Genomic DNA, 18,694 nt, shown 5'->3' with positions numbered 1-18,694 from the left:
CCGCCCGCCGGGAACGCCGCACCGAGCGCGGTGGCGCCGGCCAGCCGGGCCGCGGCCGTCGCCTCCAGCAGCGAGCGCGGCCCGCCCGGACCGTCGAAGACGTGGGACGCGTCGTCGGCGAGCACCGCCTCGACGTACTCGTCCGGAGTCACCAGGCCGCGGAGGAAGGCGGTTCCCCACCACGCCACCCGGGCGGCCACCGGCATCTCAGTCGTCACGACGGGCGACCTTAGGGCACACGGAGGCGGCCTCGCAGTCGGCGGGCGACCGGTCGATAGGGTTGCGTCCATGTCCGCCGTCCTTGAGCTTGCCGAGGTCACCATCCGCCGGGGCGACGCCGTCTTGCTGGACCGCGTGACCTGGGTCGTGAAGGACGGCGAGCGCTGGGTCGTGCTGGGTTCCAACGGTGCCGGCAAGACCACGCTGCTCCAGGTCGCCGCCGCCCAGCTCTACCCGACGTCGGGCGCGGTCGGCATCCTCGGCGAGCTGATCGGCACCGTCGACGTGTTCGACCTGCGGCCTCGGATCGGGCTGACCAGCGCCGCGCTCGCGGAGCGGATCCCGCGCGACGAGAAGGTGAGCGACGTGGTCGTGTCCGCGTCGTACGCCGTGGTCGGCCGGTGGCGCGAGCAGTACGACGACCTCGACCACGACCGCGCGAGCTCGCTGCTGCGCGAGGTGCGAGCCGACAAGCTGGCCGACCGCACGTTCGGAACGCTGAGCGAGGGTGAGCGGAAGCGGGTCCAGATCGCGCGGGCCCTGATGACCGACCCGGAGCTGCTGCTGCTCGACGAGCCCGCGGCGGGCCTCGACCTCGGCGGTCGCGAGGACCTGGTCTCGACCCTGTCCGTGCTCGCCTACGACCCGGCCTCGCCGGCCACCGTCCTCGTCTCGCACCATGTCGAGGAGATTCCGCCCGGGTTCACCCACGTGCTGATGCTGCGTGACGGCGGCGTCGTCGCTCAGGGCCCGATCGAGTCGACGCTCACGGCGGAGGCCCTGTCCGCGACGTTCGGCATGCCGCTCCTGCTCGAGCACCACGACGGGCGCTTCGCGGCGCGGCGCCGGCAGCACCGGAGCTAAGGGCGTGGCTCGCTGAGCGCGCTCGAGATCGTGGCCGTCGTCCTCGCCGGTGTGGGCGCCGGCACGATCAACGCCGTGGTCGGGACGGGGACGCTGATCACCTTCCCGACCCTGCTCGCGATCGGCGTACCGCCGGTGACTGCGAACATCAGCAACAACATCGGTCTGGTCCCGGGCTCGGTGGCCGGGGCGGTCGGCTACCGCCGCGAGCTCGCGGGGCAGCGCGAGCGGGTCCTCCGGCTGCTGGTCGCCTCGGTGACCGGCGGCCTGATCGGCGCCGGGCTGCTGCTGGTGCTGCCGCCCGAGGCGTTCGAGGCCGTGGTCCCGGTCCTGATCCTGCTCGGCGTCGTGCTGGTGATCCTGGGTCCGCGCCTGTCCAAGGTGGTCGCCGACCGGGCGGAGGCACGCGCGGCTGCCGGTACCGCGCCCGCGCGCGACGGGGCGTGGTGGGTGTGGCCGGCGGTCCTGCTGACCGGCATCTACGGCGGCTACTTCGGCGCGGCGCAGGGTGTGCTGCTGATGGCGGTGCTCGGCATCGGGGTCAGCGAGACCCTGCAGCGGCTCAACGGGGTGAAGAACGTCCTGGTCGCGTGCGTCAACGGCATCGCGGGCGTGATCTTCGTGCTCGTCGTCGAGCTCGCGCCCACGGACTGGTTCGGTGGGATCGAGGCCGAGATCGACTGGCTCCTGGTGCTCCTGATCGCGATCGGAGCGGTCGCCGGCGGGTTCCTCGGCGCGTCCGTCGGCCGCCGGCTCCCGCCGCTCGCCCTCCGCGCCGTCATCGTCGTGGTGGGGCTGGTCGCGGTCACCGTGATCCTGGTGACCTGACCGAGCGGTGCCGGCCTGCGGTTACGACTGGGACTGATCGCCCTGCGCGAGCGCCGCGGCGCCGGAGCCGACCGCGCCGAGGGCGACGGCGATGAGCATGCCGCCGGCCATCACCGGGAACTCCTTGCGGGCCAGCCCGATCGCGCCCGTGGCTGCGTCGCCGGCGTCGACCGCCATGCCGGCGAGCACCATGGTGCGCCGGGCACTGCCCTTCGACATCAGGGTCAGCCCGCCGAGCGCGATCTCGCGCACGCCGAACATCCGGGTGAACATCCCGATCTGCGGGTTCTGGTCGGGGGACAGCCCGAACATCTTCGCGGTGAGCGACGGAGAGGCGATCGAGCCGATGCCGATGGCGATGCGGCCCAGGGAGAGGCCGGTCACAGGGTCCATGCGGCTGACCCTAGAGCACGTAGGTCGCCAGCCACCGCTGGATCTCGGAGTAGGCGCGCTCGCGGGCCTCCGGGCGGGAGAGGACGACGTCGTGGACCGCCCCGGGTACGGCGACCGAGGTGACGTTGCTGCCGAGCGAGCTCGCCCAGCGCCGGATCTGCTTGACGTCGAGCACGATGTCGGTCGTGTGGGCGTCCTCGTCGAGGGCGGTCGTGAAGACCGACCGGTCCGAGGACAGCACCAGCACCGGGCACGAGATGTCGAGTCCGCGATGCACGCGGGCGTGGCCGGCACGGATCGCGCGGAGCCAGCCGAAGCGCACGGGGAACGACTCGAGCGGCTTCCAGGTCAGGTCGAAGTCCCACTCGCCCGCGTGCTCGCGGTGCAGGCTCTGGGCGTAGACCCCGCTGACCTCGCGCGGGAAGATCCGCATCGGCTTGAGGCGCCCGATCCGGTCGATGGCGAGGTCGGCCGGGAGGGTGCGCATCCACGCCTTGCCCTGCAGGTCGAGCCAGGGCGAGTTGAGGACGACGCCGGCCAGCTCCTTCGGCTTGCGGATGTCGGCCCACAGGGCGACGACCAAGCCGCCTGTCGAGTGGCCGGACAGGACCACCCGGGTGTGCCCGTCGCGCTCGGTGACCCGCTGCCAGGCGTGGTCGAGCTCGGCGAAGTACTCCTCCAGGTCGGCGACGTAGGTCGGCGTCTGGTGGGGCCGGATCGACCGGCCGTACTTGCGCAGGTCCATGGCGTACATGTCGTGGTCGTGCGCGAGCCACCACTCGCCGTACTCGGCCTGGAAGAAGTAGTCGGCGAAACCGTGGACGTGCAGCACGGCGTGCTCGGTCGGCTGGTCGGCGGTCCTGCTCACCAGGGTCGCGACCACCTCGCCCTCGTCGTCCGGCGGCAGCGGGATCGTCTCGGCCCGCCACGGGTGGCCGAGGACGTCGGTCACGACCTCGCTCGTGACGGTCTCGTCGGTCATGGGGAAAGTGTGCACCAGGGTGCCCACCGGGCGTCCCCTCAACAGGTCGAGATCGACAGCGCTACGTCATCGCGGCGCCCAGTCGCCACGAGCCTCCGCCGCCGCCCGGCGTCCCCGGGTCGGAGGACGGCTTGAACGTGACGTTCCCCGTGGGGTGCTGGTTGACCCACATCTCGTAGGTGTGCCGGATCGGGAAGCCCCGGACCAGGGCCGTGACGCTGAAGTGGTCGTAGGCCGACCACCACCAGCCGTAGGTGGTGTCTCCGAACCGCTTGTCCTGCTCGCAGTAGTTGATGTCGATGGTCACCCCGTAGGCGTGGCCGTACCCGCACCGGTGGGCCCTCCGGCTGATGGAGGGAGCGGCCGGGCCCTCGATCCAGCAGAAGGATCCCCGCATCTCCTCCTTCCAGTTGATGTAGTAGAGGCCACGCATGTACATCTTCCAGTCGGCGCACCACAGCTCGTTGCCGCGAGCGAGGCGCGACGTGTCGCGCCGGTAGGGGACCGTCTCGAACAGTGCGGCCTTGGCCCTGCAGTCGCCGGGTTGGTCAGCATGGTCCCGCGCCTTCTCGCAGAGCGGGTCCGGACCGGTCTTGGTGCCGGTGATGCTGTAGGGCCGACCGCGCTCGGCGACGTCCTGCTCCGCGGCGCGCGCAACGCTGACCGCACCGCCGGTGAACGGCCCGGCGACCGCGCCGAGAACGGCCAGGAGGGTGCCCATCAGCACCGCCGCGATCAGCACCGCGATGAGGCGCTGCACGCCTCCGGGCCGAGGTCGATCAGATTGAGTTGTGTGCACTTTCGACTCCCCGAGTGTCAATCCCGTTCACAGCCCCCTTGGGATGGGTGGATGCTGCCACGAGACCCCCTGTCGAGAACAGGGCCTTGCTCTCGAGGAGCCTGACCCGCGCCCACAGCCGGGTCGCATGCGCCGTCTAGGGTGGCGGGGTGGACGAGGCCTTCCTGAGCGGGTTGCGCGACCTGCTCCAGGAGCAGTGCCGGATCCCACCCCTGCCCGACGGTTGGGTGTGCACCTCGGCGATGTTGTCCGCGCAGGGCTTCCAGTACGGCGGCGACTTCTTCGTCGCCGACCTGGTGCCCAACGCCGCAGGTGGCACGAGCCTGGTGATGGTGCTCGTCGACGTGTGCGGCAAGGGGGCGACCGCCCTGCCGGACGCGGTGCAGTTCGCGGGCGCGCTCCGCGGGCTTCTCGTCGGCGTGCCGAGCGAGGACCTGATGTCGGCCGCCAACGCCTTCCTGCTGCGGCAGCCGTCGGACGAGAGCATCGCCACCGCCGTCCAGGTGGTCCTGGAACTCGACTCGGGGCGGTACTCGATCCGCAGTGCCGGGCACCCTCCGGTGATGCACTGGCAGGCGGGCCGCGCGGAGTGGGTGGTCGACAACGCCCGGGGGACCGCGCTGGGAGTGGTCGAGGATCCGGAGTTCGCCGTGAGTGAAGGCGGGTTGGCCGCGGGCGAGGGGCTGATGTTCTACACCGACGGCGTCGTCGAACGCCGGACCTCCGACATCGGCTCCGGGATCGACTGGCTGCAGGAGGCCGCCCGCGGGGCGGTCGTCGCCGGTGGTCTCGCGGCCGTGCCGGCCCGGATCATGGAGCACGTCTCGCGTGGTGACGACGACCGCGCGGTGCTCGTGCTCGCCCGGGAATAGGCCCTCGGGGCGCTCCGTTGTGACGGGTGGTTGCCATGTCAACTAGACTCGTCGGCAACCGCGGACCAAGGAGAGTGGAACCCATGCAGATCGGCATCTTCACCGTCGGTGACGTGACGACCGATCCCACCACCGGGCGCGCGCCGACCGAGCACGAGCGGATCAAGGCGACGGTCGAGATCGCGAAGAAGGCCGAGGAGATCGGCCTCGACGTGTTCGCGACGGGGGAGCACCACAACCCGCCGTTCATCGCCTCGGCGCCGACCACCACGCTGGCCTACATCGGTGCGCAGACCTAGCGGATCATCCTCTCCACGGCGACCACGCTGATCACGACCACGGACCCGGTGCTCATCGCGGAGAACTACGCGAAGCTCCAGCACCTGACCGACGGCCGGGTCGACCTGATGATGGGGCGCGGCAACACCGGCCCGGTCTACCCCTGGTTCGGCAAGGACATCCGCCAGGGCATCAACCTCGCGATCGAGAACTACGCGCTGCTGCACCGGCTGTGGCGCGAGGACGTCGTCGACTGGGAGGGACGTTTCCGGACGCCGCTGCAGGGGTTCACCTCGACCCCGCGGCCGCTGGACGGTGCGCCGCCGTTCGTCTGGCACGGCTCGATCCGCAGTCCTGAGATCGCCGAGCAGGCGGCGTACTACGGCGACGGCTTCTTCCACAACCACATCTTCTGGCCGGCGTCGCACTCGGCGCAGATGGTGCGGCTCTACCGCGAGCGGTACGAGCACTACGGCCACGGTCCGGCCGACACGGCCATCGTCGGCCTCGGCGGCCAGTTCTTCATGCGCAAGAACAGCCAGGACGCGATCAACGAGTTCCGGCCGTACTTCGACAACGCCCCGGTCTACGGGCACGGACCCTCGCTCGAGGACTTCATGGAGGGCACGCCGCTGACCGTCGGCTCGCCGCAGCAGGTCCTGGAACGCACCCTGTCGTTCCGCGACTACGTCGGTCACTACCAGCGCCAGCTGTTCCTCGTCGACCACGCGGGGCTGCCCCTCAAGACGGTGCTCGAGCAGCTCGACCTGCTCGGCGAGCTCCTGCCGGAGCTGCGGAAGGGCTTCGCGGAGGGCCGACCGGCCCACGTTCCCGACGCGCCGACCCACGCCACGCTGGTCGCGGCCGCCGGAGGGGCGAAGGACTCGACCGTGTACGCCGAGGCGGACGCGGTCACCGGGCGGAGCGACCGATGAAGCGGCTCGTCGTCATCACGGCAGGGCTGAGCGTCCCGTCGTCCACGCGGCTGCTCGCCGACCTGCTCGGCGACGCCGCCGCGCGGGCGGTCGAGGCCCGCGGCGTGGCGGTCGAGGTCGAGACCGTCGAGCTGCGGCCGCTCGCCCACGCGCTGGCCGACCACCTGCTGACCGGCTTCCCCACGGGCGAGCTGGCCGCGGTCATCGACCGGGTGCGCCGGGCCGACGGCCTGGTCGTCGTCACGCCGGTCTTCGCGGCGTCGTACTCCGGGCTGTTCAAGACCTTCTTCGACGTCCTCGAGGAGAACACGCTCGACGGCACGCCGGTCCTGGTCGCCGCGACCGCGGGCACCGCGCGGCACTCGCTGGTCCTCGACCACGCGTTGCGGCCGCTCTTCTCGCACCTGCACGCGGTCGTCGTGCCGACCGGTGTCTTCGCCGCGACCGACGACTTCGGCTCCGACGGCGCGCTGCAGAAGCGGGTCGAGCGGGCGGCCGGCGAGCTGGCGGCGCTCGTCGCCGGCGAGGTCGGCGCGCCGCTGCGGCCGGCGCCGTCCGCAGCGGTGACCCCGTTCGAGCAGCTGTTGCGCGAGGCGGGCGGCGACGCGGTCCGCTGACCGGGGGTCAGGCGCGGGCGGTGACCTGCTTGGCCAGCTCGTCGGGCATCGGCTCGTAGTGCGCGAACTTCCTGCTGAAGGTGCCCGCGCCGTGCGAGGAGGCGCGCAGGTCGATGGCGTAGCGCACCAGCTCCCGCTGGGGGACGTGGGCACGCACGACCGCACGGTCACCCACCTGGTCGGTGCCGAGCAGGCGCCCCCGCCGCGCGGACAGGTCGCTCATCACTCCGCCGACGAGCTCGTCGGCCACCAGCACCGAGACCTCGTCGTACGGCTCCAGGAGGGCGATGCCGGCCTGCTCGGCCGCGTCGCGCAGCGCGAGCGCACCGGCGGTCTGGAACGCCATGTCGGACGAGTCGACGCTGTGCGCCTTGCCGTCGGTGATGGTCACCCGGATGTCGACCACCGGGTAGCCGAGGCGTACGCCGCGCTCCATCTGGGCGCGGACGCCCTTCTCGACCGAGGGGATGAACTGCCGTGGCACGGCACCGCCGACGACCTTGTCGACGAACTCGAACCCCGAGCCCTCCGGTAGCGGCTCCACCTCGATGTCGCAGACGGCGTACTGGCCGTGTCCGCCGGACTGCTTGACGTGGCGGCCGTGGCCCTTGGCCGGGCCGGAGAAGCACTCGCGGAGCGGGATGACCAGGTCACGCTGCTCGACGGTCACCCCGTAGCGCTCCTGCAGCCGGTGGAGCGCGACCTCGGCGTGCGCCTCGCCCATCACCCAGATGACCAGCTGGCCCGTCTCGGCGTTGTTGTGGACCCGCAGGCTCGGATCCTCCGCGGCCAGCCGGGTGAGCGCGCCGGACAGCTTGTCCTCGTCGGACCGCGTCGCCGCCTCGATCGCGATCGGGAGCAGCNCGTCGGACCGCGTCGCCGCCTCGATCGCGATCGGGAGCAGCGGGTCGGGCAGCGACCACGGTCTGAGCACGCGGGGGGCGTCAGGGGAGGACAGGGTGTCGCCGGTCTCCGCGCGGGACAGGCGGCCGACGATCGCGATGTCGCCGGCGAGCACACGCGGGGCGAGGACCTGCTGACCCCCTGACGGGAACGCCAGCGCGCCGATCCGCTCGTCCTCGTCGTGGTCCTCGTGCCCGTCGGTGCCGAAGCTCGCGAAGTGACCCGAGACGTGGACCGAGGCGTCCGGGCTCAAGGTGCCGGAGAACACCCGCACCAGGCTGACGCGGCCGAGGTAGGGGTCGCTGGTCGTCTTCACGACCTCGGCCACCAGCGGGCCGTTCGGGTCGCAGGTCACCGCGTCGGCAGCCCGGCCCTCGGGGGTGAAGGCGTCGGGCGGCACGTGCTCGGGCGGGGACGGGAAGGCCCGCACGCAGAGGTCGAGCAGCTGGGTCAGGCCGGTTCCGGTCTGCGCGCACACCGGCACGACAGGGAAGAAGCCGCCGCGGGCGATCGCGGTCTCGAGGTCCTCGACCAACAGTTTCTCGTCGATCTGCTCGCCGCCGAGGTAGCGGTCCATCAGGGTCTCGTCCTCGGACTCCTCGATGATCGCCTCGATCAGCTCGCCGCGGCGCGGGTCGTCGGTGCCGTCGCCGATGAGGCTGACGACGCCTCCGTCGCGCGGGACGTAGACGGGCAGCACCTTCTCGCCGAACGCCGCCTGGGCGGCGCCCAGCACGGCGTCGTGGTTGGCGCGGGCGTGGTCGAGCTTGGTGACGACGACGGCGCGCGGCATCGCGACCGCGTCGCACTCGCGCCACAGCTCGCGGGTGCCCTCGTCGACGCCCTCGTTGGCCGCGATCACGAACAGCGCGCAGTCGGCCGCCCGGAGCCCGGCGCGCACCTCGCCCACGAAGTCGGCATAGCCGGGGGTGTCGATGAGGTTGATCTTCGTCCCCTCGACGACGACCGGAGCGACGGAGAGGGCGACGGAGCGACCGTGGCCGAGGGACACCTTCGCGAGTGCCTCGACCAGCGACGTCTTGCCTGACTGTGTCGGCCCGACCAGGACGACGTTGCGGATCCGGTCGGGCCCGGGCGCCGCAAGGTCCTGGTCACTGACCTTTCGGGGTGACTTGTCGGCCATGGGCCTACGTAACTCCGAACTGCCCGGCGCCACAAGGGTCAAAGGGCACTCAGTGTCGGTAGGTGCCGACCACCGTGCCGCGCGCAAGGGTCTTGAAGGCCAGGTTGAACCCGACGACCGCCGGGCTGGCGCTGCCGTCGACACCCAGCGTCGGCTCCTTCACCGCGTGGACGACGAAGTAGTAGCGGTGCACCTGGTCGCCCTCGGGCGGGGCGGCGCCGCCGAAGCTCGGCGTCCCGAAGTCGTTGCGGACGTGGAACGCGCCGCCGGGCAGGGTGTCGTCGCTCGCTCCGGCGCCGGCGTCGAGGCTGGTGACGTCGCCCGGGATGTCGACGGCGACCCAGTGCCAGAACCCGCTGACGATGGGCGCGTCGGGATCGAAGCAGGTGACGACGTAGCTCTGGGTGCCCTCCGGGCCGGGCTCCCAGGACAGCTGGGGCGACGTGTTGCCGCCGTCGTAGACCTGGTCCTGCTTGAGGGGCTGACCATCGGTGACGTCGGTGCTGGTGACGCCGAACGAGGGTACGGCGGGCAGCAGCTCGTAGGGATCGGGTGTGACCGGTCGTTCCAGGGACATGGAGGCGAATCTAGTCCGGCTGGTGGGTCGTTGACAGGGGCGCAACGAGACCCGTCGATGATGTCCCCATGGATTTCCCCCCATATCCCTCGGGTCTGCGCCTCGCCGGGCGTCGGGTGCTGGTCGTCGGAGGCGGCAACGTCGCCCAGCGACGCGTGCCGCAGCTGATCGCGGTCGGCGCCGACGTGCACGTCGTGTCGCCGGTGGTGACACCGGCGATCGAGGGGCTGGTGGGTTCGGGCGAGATCACCTGGCACCGCCGTCGGTTCGACGACGCGGACCTCGACGGGGCCTGGTACGTCATCGCGGTCACCGACGACGCCGCCGTCAACGACCGGATCAGCGAGCTGGCGGACCAGCAGCGGATCTTCTGCGTGCGCTCCGACGACGCGACCCGGGGGACTGCGTGGACTCCCGCGGTGGGCCGCCACGCCGGGGTCACCGTGGCCGTCCTCGGCAACCGCGAGCCGCGTCGTTCCGCGGCCCTGCGCGACGAGATCCTCGAGGCCATCCGCGACGGCAGCATCGCGGCCTCGCACCACCGCGACCACACCCCGGGGGTCACTCTCGTCGGCGGCGGCCCCGGAGACCCGGACCTGATGTCGATCGCCGGCCGGCGGGCACTGATGGAGGCCGACGTGGTGGTGGCCGACCGGCTCGCCCCGCGGGAGCTGCTGGGCGAGCTGCCCAGCGACGTGGAGCTCATCGACGTCGCCAAGTTGCCGCGCGGCAGGAGTGCCCAGCAGGCCGAGATCAACCGGGTGATCGTCGACCGCGCCCTCGCGGGCAAGCGAGTGGTGCGGTTCAAGGGCGGCGACAACTTCGTGTTCGGCCGTGGCTACGAGGAGATCATCGCGTGCCGCGAGGCGGGGGTGCCGGTGACCGTGATCCCGGGGCTGACCAGCCCGATCGCCGTACCGGCCATCGCCGGCATCCCGGTCACCCATCGCGGCGTCACCCACGAGTTCACCATCGTGTCCGGCCACCTGCCGCCCGGACACCCCGAGTCGCTGGTCGACTACAGCGCGCTCGCCCGGATGCGCGGGACGGTCATCGTCATGATGGGCGTCGAGAACTCGGCGGCGATCGCCGAGGCGTTGGTGGCCGGCGGCCGGAAGCCGGGCACCCCGGTCGCGGTGGTCTGCGACGGCACCATGCCGACCCAGCGCACCGTACTCTCCACGCTCGGCACGCTCGCGGCATCGGTGGCCGACGAGTCGGTCCAGCCGCCGGCGATCATCGTCATCGGCGACGTGGTCCGGGTCGCGTTCCCCGAGGCGTTCCCCACCCAGGACTGATCGGCCGATGGCTGAGCTGGTCGACATCACGGACGGCGACGACCCGCGGCTCGCCGACTACCGCGACCTGCGTGACGTCCAGCTCCGCAAGAACCTCGAAGCCGAGCACGGCCTCTTCATCGCCGAGGGGGAGAAGGTCGTGCGGCGCGCGGTCGAGGGTGGCTTCCCCGTGCGCTCGTTCCTGATGGCGCCGCGCTGGCTCGACGGGCTCGCGGACGTCCTCGCGACGACCCGGGCGCCCTGCTACGTCGTCCCGGAGGCGCTCGCCGAGGAGGTGACCGGCTTCCACGTCCACCGCGGCGCGCTCGCTTCGCTGGTACGACGACCGCTCCCGCCGGTCGCGGAGGTGCTCGCCGGTGCCCGGTCGGTCCTCGTGCTGGAGGACATCGTCGACCACACCAACGTCGGGGCGATCTTCCGCAGCGGCGCCGCGCTCGGGTTCGACGCCGCACTGCTGGCGCCGCGGTGCGCGGACCCGCTCTACCGTCGGTCGATCAAGGTCGGCATGGGCGCCGTCTTCAGCCTCCCCTGGACCCGGCTTCCCGATTGGCGCGACGCGCTGACCGACCTGTCCGCAGCGGGCTTCACGACGGTCGCGCTCACGCTGGCCGACGACGCGGTCCCTGTCGAGGAGGCCGTCGCCGGCCTCGACAAGGTGGCGCTCGTGCTCGGCTCCGAGGGACACGGGTTGTCCCAGCGCTGGGAGGAGACCGCGGATCGGCGGGCGATCATCCCGATGGCCGCGGGCATCGACTCGCTCAACGTGGCTGCCGCCTCCGCGGTGGCCTGCTACATCACCGCGCGCCGCTGACCGAACGCCCCGCAACGCCGCCCCAACGGTGCAAGGATGCTGCCGGATCATCACCAGGACGCCCCGACGAGGAGGCAGGCAGCGTGTTCGAATGGGGTTGGCAGGAGGGAACGGCCACCGTCGTCGCCCGCCGCCTGATCAAGGAGTGGCGCTCCGCGCAGACCGCCCACAGCAGGGGCGGCAAGCGCCGGAAGTTCGAGTTCATCCTCGACGTACGCCCCGCCGACGGCAGCCCGCGGTTCCGGGCGACCTGCGAGAACTCCTGGCACGACCCCGTCCAGGGCGATGAGGTGCCGGTCCAGTACAAGCCGAAGAGCCAGAAGGTGCGCTTCGACAAGGACCGGATCCGTCCCAACTACGGACCGCGCAAGCCGCAGCCCAGGGACGCTCGCTGGCACGACATGCTCGACGACGAGCCCGGCTCGGCACCACCGCCGCGGAACGACAGCTGACTCGCTTGCAGACCCCACGCCTTCCGTTGGTGCCCGACCCGATGCGCCGGGCCCGGGTCCCGCGGGACCTCGACTCGGTGACCACCGTCGCCGCCGAGGACGACCCGGCCGACGGTGGCATGACCAGGGACGGCATCGAGCGGATCTGGAAGGACGCCCGCAGCCTCTACCGGTCCGGGATCCATCCGGCCCTCACCCTGTGCGTACGCCGCCACGGCGCGGTCGTGCTCGACCGGGCGATCGGCCACGCCCGCGGCAACGGCCCCAAGGACCGGGCCGACTCCGACAAGGTGCTGGTCACCCCCGAGACGCCGATCTGCATCTTCTCCGCCACCAAGGGCATCACGGCCGCGCTCGTGCACCTGCTCGACGAGCGCAACGTCCTGCACGTCGGCGACCGGGTCGCCGACTACCTCCCCGAGTTCGCCCGCAACGGGAAGGCCGGCATCACCGTCGGCCAGGTGCTGGCGCACCGTGCGGGCATCCCCAACCTGCCCGCCGGCTCACTCGACCTGGACCGGGCGGAGGACTGGGAGTTCCACCGGCAGCTGATGTTCGACGCCAAGCCGATCCACCGCCCGGGCAAACGGCAGGCCTACCACGCCGTCAGTGGCGGCGGCATCCTCGGCGAGGTGGTGCGCGAGGTCACCGGCAAGAGCATCCGGGACGTGCTCGCCGCCGAGATCCTCGACCCGCTCGGGTTCCGGTGGACCAACTACGGGGTCGACGCGAAGGACGTGGACAAGGTCGCGCTGAACTATCCGACCGGGCCGCCGCTCCTGCCCCCGGTCTCGACCGCGCTGACCCGCGCCCTGGGGGTCCACCCCGACGAGGCGACCCGGATCTCGAACGACCCACGGTTCCTCCGAGGGGTCTTCCCCGCGGCCAACGGCGTCAGCACCGCCAACGAGCTCAGCCGGTTCTACGAGATGCTCCGCAACGGCGGCGAGCTCGACGGCACCCGGATCATGGAGGCGCGCACGATCCGCCGGGCCCGGGTCGAGCAGTCCCACCTCGAGGTCGACTTCAGCCTGGGTCTGCCGATCGGCTTCAGCCAGGGCTTCATGCTCGGCGGCCGGCAGCTGAGCCTCTTCGGCGCGGACACGACCGAGGCGTTCGGCCACCTGGGCTGGGTGAACATCTTGAGCTGGGCCGACCCGCAACGCGCACTGTCGGTCGCGCTGATCACCACCGGCAAGGCAGCCGTCTATCCGGAGGTGGGCCGGTTCCTCCAGGTCCCCCGTCGGATCGGCAAGGAAGCACCGAAGGAGCCGCGATGACCACGATCGACCTCGAGCCGCCGCAGCCGCGACTGGACACGATCGTCCGCGACCTCGACGGCGTGGACCGGAGGCGCACCGAGTACGTCGGCACCGTCTGGGTCGACGGCAAGCCGGTGGCGGACGGGCTCGCCCTCCGCACGCCCCCCGGCGCCCCCAAGGGGATCCGGTTCCCGTTCGCCGATGTCGCGTTCTTCGTGCCCGACAGCCTCGCCTACGCGCGCGACCGGCTCGCGAGCTCGACCCTGACTGTCTCGGCCGTGCTCCAGGGCGGCAGCGGCGCCGTGTTCCAGGCGGCGGCCGACTTCGTCGACGACCCGTCGGGTGCACCCACCTGGATCCAGGTCCGGCTCAGCCTCCACGCACCGTGGCCGACCGGCATCGGCTACCGGGTGGTCGCGCTGACGCCCGTCGACGCCGCCTGACGGGCGACGCTCAGGTCGGCCACTCGAGCGTGTAGTCGGGCGCGGCCGCGTCGTGGAGCTTCTGGAGCTTCTTGCGGGCGCGCGCCGACACCCGGTCACCGAAGACGGTGCCGTAGGTGTGGTCGGTCTCGTGCTGCAGGCAGCGGGCGAGGAGACCGTCGCCCTCGAACCGGACGGGCTGCCCGTCGAGGCCGAAGCCGTCGACGGCCGCGAACGAGGGCCGGGCGCAGGGGCAGAACGCCCCGGGGAAGCTCAGGCATCCCTCGTCGCCGTCGTCGAGGGTGCGGTCCTTGCCCTCCGGCAGGGTGAGCGTCGGGTTGCAGACCACGCCGACCCACCGCTCGCCGGCCTCGTCGGGGCAGTCGAAGACGAACACGGCCAGGTCGACGCCGATCTGGCACGCCGCGAGACCGACCCCGTCGGCGGCGTACATGGTGGCGACCATGTCGGCGGCCAGGGCGCGCAGCGCGTCGGAGCCGAACTGTTCAGCCGTGACGGGCTGCTGCGGCCGGTGCATGACCGGGTCGCCCCACCGGGTGATCGGATGGACGGTGCCGCCACGGGGGAGTGGCCCGTGCGGCGCGTGCACGGGCTCGCCCGGACCCTGGACCGGCGCCTTCTCTGACATGGCCAGCGATCCTAGAGGGGACGGTGTGACGCGCTGCACGCAGCATTTGCCTCGAAAACGTAGCGCTGTGTGTAACTCACAGTTACATTTGTCGCATGTCCCTGATCAGCAACCTCAAGCCAGGCGGCAAGCACGGGGTCCCGAACAGCGAGAGCCGCGATCCCATCGGCTTCCTCGTGGCAGGACTGAACCGGCTCGCCCAGAGTGACCTCATCGACAAGATGGGTCTGCGGAAGCAGACCGAGCAGGTCGTCTTCAACGTGACCCGCACCGGCTTCAAGACCATCACCAACGCGAGCCGCACGTTCGCCAGGTCCGGCAAGACGGGCGCCCCCGGCGCCCGGCCGGCGTTCACCGCCGGCACCGGGCCGTTCGACCTGACCCCGACCGAGGACGAGCAGATGCTCGTCGACCTCGTCTCGGAGTTCGCCGAGGAGGTCGTCCGCCCGGCCGCGTCCGAGGCGGACGCCCGGTGCGCCGCCCCCGACGAGCTGCTCAAGGCCAGCCTCGAGATCGGCCTGCCGATCCTCGGCGTGCCGGAGGCCCTCGGCGGTGTCTCGGAGGAGCGGTCGGCCATGGCCGGCACCCTCGTCGCCGAGGCGCTCTCGAAGGGCGACATGGGCCTCGCCGTCGCCACGCTGGCGCCCGGCTCGGTCGCGACCGCGATCGGCCTCTGGGGCACCGATGAGCAGCAGCAGACCTACCTCCCCGCCTTCACCGGCGACGAGGTGCCCGCTGCGGCGCTCGCCCTCAACGAGCCCACCGTCCTCTTCGACGTGCTCGCGCCGGCGACCACCGCGGTGAAGTCCGGCGACGGCTACGTCCTCAACGGCACCAAGAGCCTCGTCGCCCGCGGCGACCAGGCCGAGCTGTTCGTCGTCGGCGCCAGCCTCGACGGCAAGCCGGTCCTGTTCCTCGTCGAGTCCTCGACCGAGGGCCTCAGCATCGAGGGCGACCCGGCGATGGGTGTCCGTGCCGCGTCGATGACCAAGCTCGAGCTGAAGGACGTCAAGGTCCCCGCCGAGGCGGTCCTGGGCGCGACCGACGGCACGACGTACGCCGAGTGCGTCCGCCTGTCCCGCCTCGCCTGGTGCGCGCTGGCGGTCGGCACGGCTCAGGCCGTGCTCGACTACGTCACGCCGTACGTCAAGGAGCGCGAGGCGTTCGGTGAGCCGATCGCCCACCGCCAGTCGGTGGCGTTCATGGTCGCCAACATCGCCATCGAGCTCCAGGCGATGCGGCTGCTCACCTACCGCGCCGCCGCCCGCGCGGCCGCCGGCAAGGACTTCAGCAAGCAGGTCGCTCTCGCGCGGAGGCTCTGCGCCGAGAAGGGCATGCAGATCGGCCTCGACGGCGTCCAGCTGCTCGGTGGCCACGGCTACGTCAAGGAGCACCCGGTCGAGCGGTGGTACCGCGACCTGCGTGCCATCGGAATCATGGAAGGGACGGTGCTGGTCTGATGGCCATCAACCTGGAAGTTCCGAAGAAGCACCGGGCGCTGATCGACCAGGCGCACCAGGTCGCGATGAACATGCTGCGACCGATCTCGCGCAAGTACGACATCGCCGAGCACGAGTACCCCAAGGAGCTCGACATCCTCGCCGCGATGATCGACGGCCTCGAGGAGTCGGGTGCCAGCGAGGGAGCCGGCGCCGCCGGCGTTCGCCGCGACGGCATCGCCGACGACAAGACCGTCAAGAACGGCTCCAACATGGCGTCGGTGACGTCGATCAGCGAGATGTGCTGGGGCGACGTCGGTCTGATGCTGTCCTTCCCGCGCCAGGGCCTCGGCAACTCGGCGATCGCGTCCGTCGCGAACGACGAGCAGCTCGAGCGCTCCAAGGGCAAGTGGGCGTCGATGGCGATCACCGAGCCCGCGTTCGGCTCCGACTCGGCCGCCGTCTCCACGACGGCGGTCCTCGACGGCGACGAGTACGTCATCAACGGCGAGAAGATCTTCGTCACCTCCGGCGAGCGGTCCGACTGCGTGGTCGTCTGGGCCACCCTGGACAAGTCCCTCGGCCGCGCCGCGATCAAGTCGTTCGTGGTCGAGAAGGGCACGCCCGGCATGAACGTCGAGCGGCTGGAGGAGAAGCTCGGGATCCGGGCCTCCGACACCGCGGTGATCACCTTCACCGACTGCCGGGTGCCGAAGGAGAACCTGATGGGTTCGCCGGAGGTCAACGTCGAGCAGGGCTTCGCCGGCGCGATGGCGACCTTCGACAACACCCGGCCGCTGGTCGCCGCGATGGCGATCGGCTGCGCCCAGGCGTCGCTCGACCTGACCCGCGAGCTGCTCCAGCAGGCCGGTGTCGAGATCGACTACGACAAGCCGGCGTACCTGCAGTCCGCCGCGGCAGCGAAGTTCCTGCAGCTGGAGGCCGACTGGGAGGGTGCGCGCCTGCTCACCCTGCAGGCCGCCTGGATGGCCGACAACCGCAAGCCCAACTCGCTGGAGGCCTCGATGGCCAAGGCGAAGGCCGGCCGGGTCGGTTCGGACGTCACGTTGAGCTGCGTCGAGCTTTGCTCGTCGATCGGCTACAGCGAGTCCGAGCTGCTCGAGAAGTGGAGTCGCGACTCCAAGATCCTCGACATCTTCGAGGGCACCCAGCAGATCCAGCAGCTGATCGTCGCGCGCCGGATCCTGGGCCTGTCGAGCGCCGAGCTCAAGTAGCGAGGACCGCCGCTCCCGCGCACGGCAGCACCGTGCGGTGCGTGGGAGCGGGGTGCCCGTCCGCGGCAAAAGCCGCATCGATCGCGTTCTGTACGGCGAGCGCGCGCTCCTCGGGCACCAGCGCGATCGCCGACCCGCCGAACCCGCCTCCGGTGAGCCGGGCGCCGTGGGCGCCCGCCTCGACGGCTGTGTCGACCGCGAGGTCGAGCGCTGGGGTCGAGGCCGCGTAGTCGCCCCGCAGCGAGCGGTGGGAGGCGGTCAGGATGGAGCCCACCCGCTCCCAGTCGTCGGCGGCGACGGCGGTGATCACGTCCTCGACCCGCGCGCTCTCCGCCAGCACGTGCCGGGCGCGGGCGCGGTGGACGTCGTCGTCGAGTCGGCTGAGGTCGTCCGGCCAGGCCAGACCCAGCCGCGGCAGGCCGAGCATCGCCGCCGCCTCGTCGCACTCCCTGCGTCGCTGGGCGTAGCCGCCGTCCCCGTCCGCCAGCTCGTGCCCGGCGCCGGTGTCGGTGACCAGGACGACCAGTCCCGCCCTGGCCAGCGGCAGCGGGACCGGCCGGATGCTGGAGTCCGCGAAGTCGATGAGGAGGGCGTGGTCCGGCCGCCCCAGCAACGACACCAGCTGGTCCATCCCACCGGTCGGGGCACCGGCGTACTCCGTCTCCGCGCGGCGGCACAGCGCAGCCAGCGGCTGCCGGCTGCCGGGATCGAGCGGCCGGTCGATGAGGCCGCCGACCGCGACGGCGACCGAGCACTCCAGAGCGGCCGAGCTGGCCAGGCCGGAACCGCGCGGGAGGTCGCTGTCGATGACCAGGTCCAGCCCGGGCAGCTCCCACCCCGCCTCCCGCGCCGCCCACAGCACCCCGGCGACGTACCGGACCCAGCCGGGCATCGCCTCACGCCCGGCCAGGGTCAGGTCGTCCAGGCGACCGGTCCACACCTCCGGGAAGGCGGTGCTGCGCACCCGGACCCGGTTGTCACCGCGGGCTCGCGCGGTCGTCGTCGTGCCCAGCCCGATGGCGAACGGGAGGCACAGCCCGCCGTTGTAGTCGGTGTGGTCCCCGATCAGGTTGACCCGACCAGGGGCGCGCGCGGTCACGGACGTCACCCCCTCATCCTTACCCGGAACCGGTCGAGACCGTGCCGCCACCCCGCGGCGGTAGATTCGGGACGTGCGCTTTCTCGACGACCGGGTGCCTGCCCACGACCTGACCTACGACGACGTCTTCATGGTTCCGCGCCGCTCGTCGGTCGGCAGCCGCTACGACGTCGACCTGGCGACCGCCGACGGCACCGGCACCACGATCCCGATCGTCGTGGCCAACATGACGGCGATCGCCGGCAAGCGGATGGCCGAGACGGTGGCGCGCCGGGGCGGCCTGGTCGTGATCCCGCAGGACATCCCGGCGTCGGTGGTGGCTGACGTCGTCGCGTTCGTGAAGAGCCGGCACCTCGTGCTCGACACCCCGATCCTGCTGCGCCCCGACCAGACCGTCGCCGAGGTGCTCTCGCTGATCCCGAAGCGGTCGCACCGGGCGGCGGTCGTCATCGACGACCAGCAGCGCCCGCTGGGCATCGTGCTCGAGGACGACTGCGTCGACGTCGACCGGTTCGCCCAGGCCCACCAGGTGATGCGGCCGGTCGAGGTGCTGGTCGACGCCGACACGGAGCCCCGCAAGGCGTTCGACGCGCTCGACGACGCGCGGGCGGGGGG

Annotated in this window: 20 protein-coding genes and 1 pseudogene; 13 read left to right on the top strand and 8 right to left on the bottom strand. The window is 71.7% G+C overall.

Features of this window, described 5'->3' with window-relative positions:
• Positions 1-218: Rv1486c family protein (locus tag H0488_RS13425; RefSeq protein ID WP_512698538.1), on the bottom strand; the 218-nt coding region annotated here is incomplete at its 3' end.
• Between the two features lie 70 nt (positions 219-288).
• Here H0488_RS13425 and H0488_RS13420 point away from each other — a divergent pair.
• Positions 289-1,083, top strand: coding sequence for an ABC transporter ATP-binding protein (locus H0488_RS13420; RefSeq protein ID WP_183099777.1), 795 nt, complete (start codon positions 289-291; stop codon positions 1,081-1,083).
• Positions 1,084-1,113: 30 nt separating this feature from the next.
• Positions 1,114-1,911: a sulfite exporter TauE/SafE family protein gene (locus H0488_RS13415; RefSeq protein ID WP_446685618.1), complete on the top strand. Its 798-nt coding sequence runs from the start codon at positions 1,114-1,116 to the stop codon at positions 1,909-1,911.
• Between the two features lie 21 nt (positions 1,912-1,932).
• Here the strand turns inward: H0488_RS13415 and H0488_RS13410 are convergent, their stop codons facing one another.
• The 3 genes from H0488_RS13410 to H0488_RS13400 all read right to left on the bottom strand — a co-directional run bounded on the left by H0488_RS13410 (position 1,933) and on the right by H0488_RS13400 (position 4,046).
• On the bottom strand, positions 1,933-2,304 hold the full coding sequence (locus H0488_RS13410; RefSeq protein ID WP_183099776.1) for a DUF4267 domain-containing protein: 372 nt from the start codon (positions 2,302-2,304) through the stop codon (positions 1,933-1,935).
• Between the two features lie 10 nt (positions 2,305-2,314).
• Entirely contained in the window at positions 2,315-3,286 is a 972-nt protein-coding gene (locus tag H0488_RS13405; protein ID WP_183099775.1) for an alpha/beta hydrolase, read from the bottom strand.
• Positions 3,287-3,347: 61 nt separating this feature from the next.
• On the bottom strand, positions 3,348-4,046 hold the full coding sequence (locus H0488_RS13400; RefSeq protein WP_183099774.1) for a hypothetical protein: 699 nt from the start codon (positions 4,044-4,046) through the stop codon (positions 3,348-3,350).
• 188 nt (positions 4,047-4,234) lie between these two features.
• On the opposite strand from H0488_RS13400, the gene H0488_RS13395 reads away from it, so the two are divergent.
• The 3 genes and pseudogenes from H0488_RS13395 (at position 4,235) to H0488_RS13385 (ending at position 6,788) form a co-directional block, all read left to right on the top strand.
• Positions 4,235-4,957, top strand: coding sequence for a PP2C family protein-serine/threonine phosphatase (locus H0488_RS13395; RefSeq protein WP_183099773.1), 723 nt, complete (start codon positions 4,235-4,237; stop codon positions 4,955-4,957).
• A gap of 83 nt (positions 4,958-5,040) precedes the next feature.
• Positions 5,041-6,171 (top strand): annotated as a pseudogene (locus H0488_RS13390) (LLM class flavin-dependent oxidoreductase).
• Positions 6,168-6,788: an FMN reductase gene (locus tag H0488_RS13385; protein WP_183099772.1), complete on the top strand. Its 621-nt coding sequence runs from the start codon at positions 6,168-6,170 to the stop codon at positions 6,786-6,788. Before H0488_RS13390 ends, H0488_RS13385 begins: the two are co-directional and overlap by 4 nt.
• 7 nt (positions 6,789-6,795) lie before the next feature.
• Here H0488_RS13385 and H0488_RS13380 read toward each other — a convergent pair whose 3' ends face one another.
• Both H0488_RS13380 and H0488_RS13375 read right to left on the bottom strand, forming a co-directional pair.
• Entirely contained in the window at positions 6,796-8,835 is a 2,040-nt protein-coding gene (locus H0488_RS13380) for an elongation factor G (RefSeq protein WP_183099771.1), read from the bottom strand.
• A 49-nt stretch (positions 8,836-8,884) separates the two neighbouring features.
• On the bottom strand, positions 8,885-9,412 hold the full coding sequence (locus H0488_RS13375) for a YbhB/YbcL family Raf kinase inhibitor-like protein (RefSeq protein WP_183099770.1): 528 nt from the start codon (positions 9,410-9,412) through the stop codon (positions 8,885-8,887).
• A 68-nt stretch (positions 9,413-9,480) separates the two neighbouring features.
• On the opposite strand from H0488_RS13375, the gene cobA reads away from it, so the two are divergent.
• The 5 genes from cobA to H0488_RS13350 all read left to right on the top strand — a co-directional run bounded on the left by cobA (position 9,481) and on the right by H0488_RS13350 (position 13,678).
• Positions 9,481-10,710, top strand: coding sequence for a uroporphyrinogen-III C-methyltransferase (cobA, locus tag H0488_RS13370; protein ID WP_183099769.1), 1,230 nt, complete (start codon positions 9,481-9,483; stop codon positions 10,708-10,710).
• Between the two features lie 7 nt (positions 10,711-10,717).
• On the top strand, positions 10,718-11,521 hold the full coding sequence (locus H0488_RS13365) for a TrmH family RNA methyltransferase (RefSeq protein WP_183099768.1): 804 nt from the start codon (positions 10,718-10,720) through the stop codon (positions 11,519-11,521).
• 83 nt (positions 11,522-11,604) lie between these two features.
• Entirely contained in the window at positions 11,605-11,973 is a 369-nt protein-coding gene (locus H0488_RS13360; RefSeq protein WP_183099767.1) for a hypothetical protein, read from the top strand.
• A gap of 5 nt (positions 11,974-11,978) precedes the next feature.
• On the top strand, positions 11,979-13,253 hold the full coding sequence (locus tag H0488_RS13355) for a serine hydrolase domain-containing protein (protein ID WP_220794553.1): 1,275 nt from the start codon (positions 11,979-11,981) through the stop codon (positions 13,251-13,253).
• Positions 13,250-13,678 (top strand): hypothetical protein, encoded by a 429-nt coding sequence (locus H0488_RS13350; protein ID WP_183099766.1) that lies wholly within the window; start codon positions 13,250-13,252, stop codon positions 13,676-13,678. The genes H0488_RS13355 and H0488_RS13350 overlap by 4 nt, the downstream gene beginning before the upstream one ends.
• A 10-nt stretch (positions 13,679-13,688) precedes the next feature.
• On the opposite strand, the gene H0488_RS13345 is transcribed toward H0488_RS13350, so the two are convergent.
• A complete protein-coding gene (locus tag H0488_RS13345; RefSeq protein WP_183099765.1) occupies positions 13,689-14,306 on the bottom strand; it encodes a peptide deformylase in 618 nt (205 codons plus the stop codon).
• 95 nt (positions 14,307-14,401) lie between these two features.
• On the opposite strand from H0488_RS13345, the gene H0488_RS13340 reads away from it, so the two are divergent.
• Positions 14,402-15,766 carry an acyl-CoA dehydrogenase family protein gene (locus H0488_RS13340; protein ID WP_183099764.1) on the top strand — a complete coding sequence of 455 codons (1,365 nt, stop codon included), beginning with the start codon at positions 14,402-14,404 and terminating at the stop codon, positions 15,764-15,766.
• The gene (locus tag H0488_RS13335) at positions 15,766-16,980 is read left to right on the top strand and encodes an acyl-CoA dehydrogenase family protein (protein ID WP_183099763.1); all 1,215 of its coding nucleotides are present in this window, start codon (positions 15,766-15,768) and stop codon (positions 16,978-16,980) included. The genes H0488_RS13340 and H0488_RS13335 overlap by 1 nt, the downstream gene beginning before the upstream one ends.
• Here the strand turns inward: H0488_RS13335 and galK are convergent.
• On the bottom strand, positions 16,973-18,088 hold the full coding sequence (gene galK / locus H0488_RS13330; protein ID WP_183099762.1) for a galactokinase: 1,116 nt from the start codon (positions 18,086-18,088) through the stop codon (positions 16,973-16,975). The genes H0488_RS13335 and galK overlap by 8 nt on opposite strands.
• A gap of 64 nt (positions 18,089-18,152) precedes the next feature.
• Between galK and H0488_RS13325 the strand changes: the two genes are divergently transcribed.
• On the top strand, positions 18,153-18,694 hold a 542-nt coding region (locus H0488_RS13325), incomplete at its 3' end, for an IMP dehydrogenase (RefSeq protein ID WP_183099761.1).

Source organism: Nocardioides pelophilus (genome assembly GCF_014180685.1).
Lineage (GTDB): Bacteria > Actinomycetota > Actinomycetes > Propionibacteriales > Nocardioidaceae > Nocardioides > Nocardioides pelophilus.
The sequence above is the reverse complement of the archived record's forward strand: the minus strand, read 5'-3'. Positions and strand labels throughout refer to the sequence as shown.

What these genes read in the sequence shown, in the direction of transcription:
- H0488_RS13420 (WP_183099777.1), top strand. Translation starts at nt 289, where the DNA reads ATGTCCGCCGTCCTTGAGCTTGCCGAGGTCACCATCCGCCGGGGCGAC.
- H0488_RS13410 (WP_183099776.1), bottom strand. Translation starts at nt 2,304, where the DNA reads ATGGACCCTGTGACCGGCCTCTCCCTGGGCCGCATCGCCATCGGCATC.
- H0488_RS13405 (WP_183099775.1), bottom strand. Translation starts at nt 3,286, where the DNA reads ATGACCGACGAGACCGTCACGAGCGAGGTCGTGACCGACGTCCTCGGC.
- H0488_RS13385 (WP_183099772.1), top strand. Translation starts at nt 6,168, where the DNA reads ATGAAGCGGCTCGTCGTCATCACGGCAGGGCTGAGCGTCCCGTCGTCC.
- H0488_RS13375 (WP_183099770.1), bottom strand. Translation starts at nt 9,412, where the DNA reads ATGTCCCTGGAACGACCGGTCACACCCGATCCCTACGAGCTGCTGCCC.
- cobA (WP_183099769.1), top strand. Translation starts at nt 9,481, where the DNA reads ATGGATTTCCCCCCATATCCCTCGGGTCTGCGCCTCGCCGGGCGTCGG.
- H0488_RS13365 (WP_183099768.1), top strand. Translation starts at nt 10,718, where the DNA reads ATGGCTGAGCTGGTCGACATCACGGACGGCGACGACCCGCGGCTCGCC.
- H0488_RS13350 (WP_183099766.1), top strand. Translation starts at nt 13,250, where the DNA reads ATGACCACGATCGACCTCGAGCCGCCGCAGCCGCGACTGGACACGATC.
- H0488_RS13345 (WP_183099765.1), bottom strand. Translation starts at nt 14,306, where the DNA reads ATGTCAGAGAAGGCGCCGGTCCAGGGTCCGGGCGAGCCCGTGCACGCG.
- H0488_RS13340 (WP_183099764.1), top strand. Translation starts at nt 14,402, where the DNA reads ATGTCCCTGATCAGCAACCTCAAGCCAGGCGGCAAGCACGGGGTCCCG.
- H0488_RS13335 (WP_183099763.1), top strand. Translation starts at nt 15,766, where the DNA reads ATGGCCATCAACCTGGAAGTTCCGAAGAAGCACCGGGCGCTGATCGAC.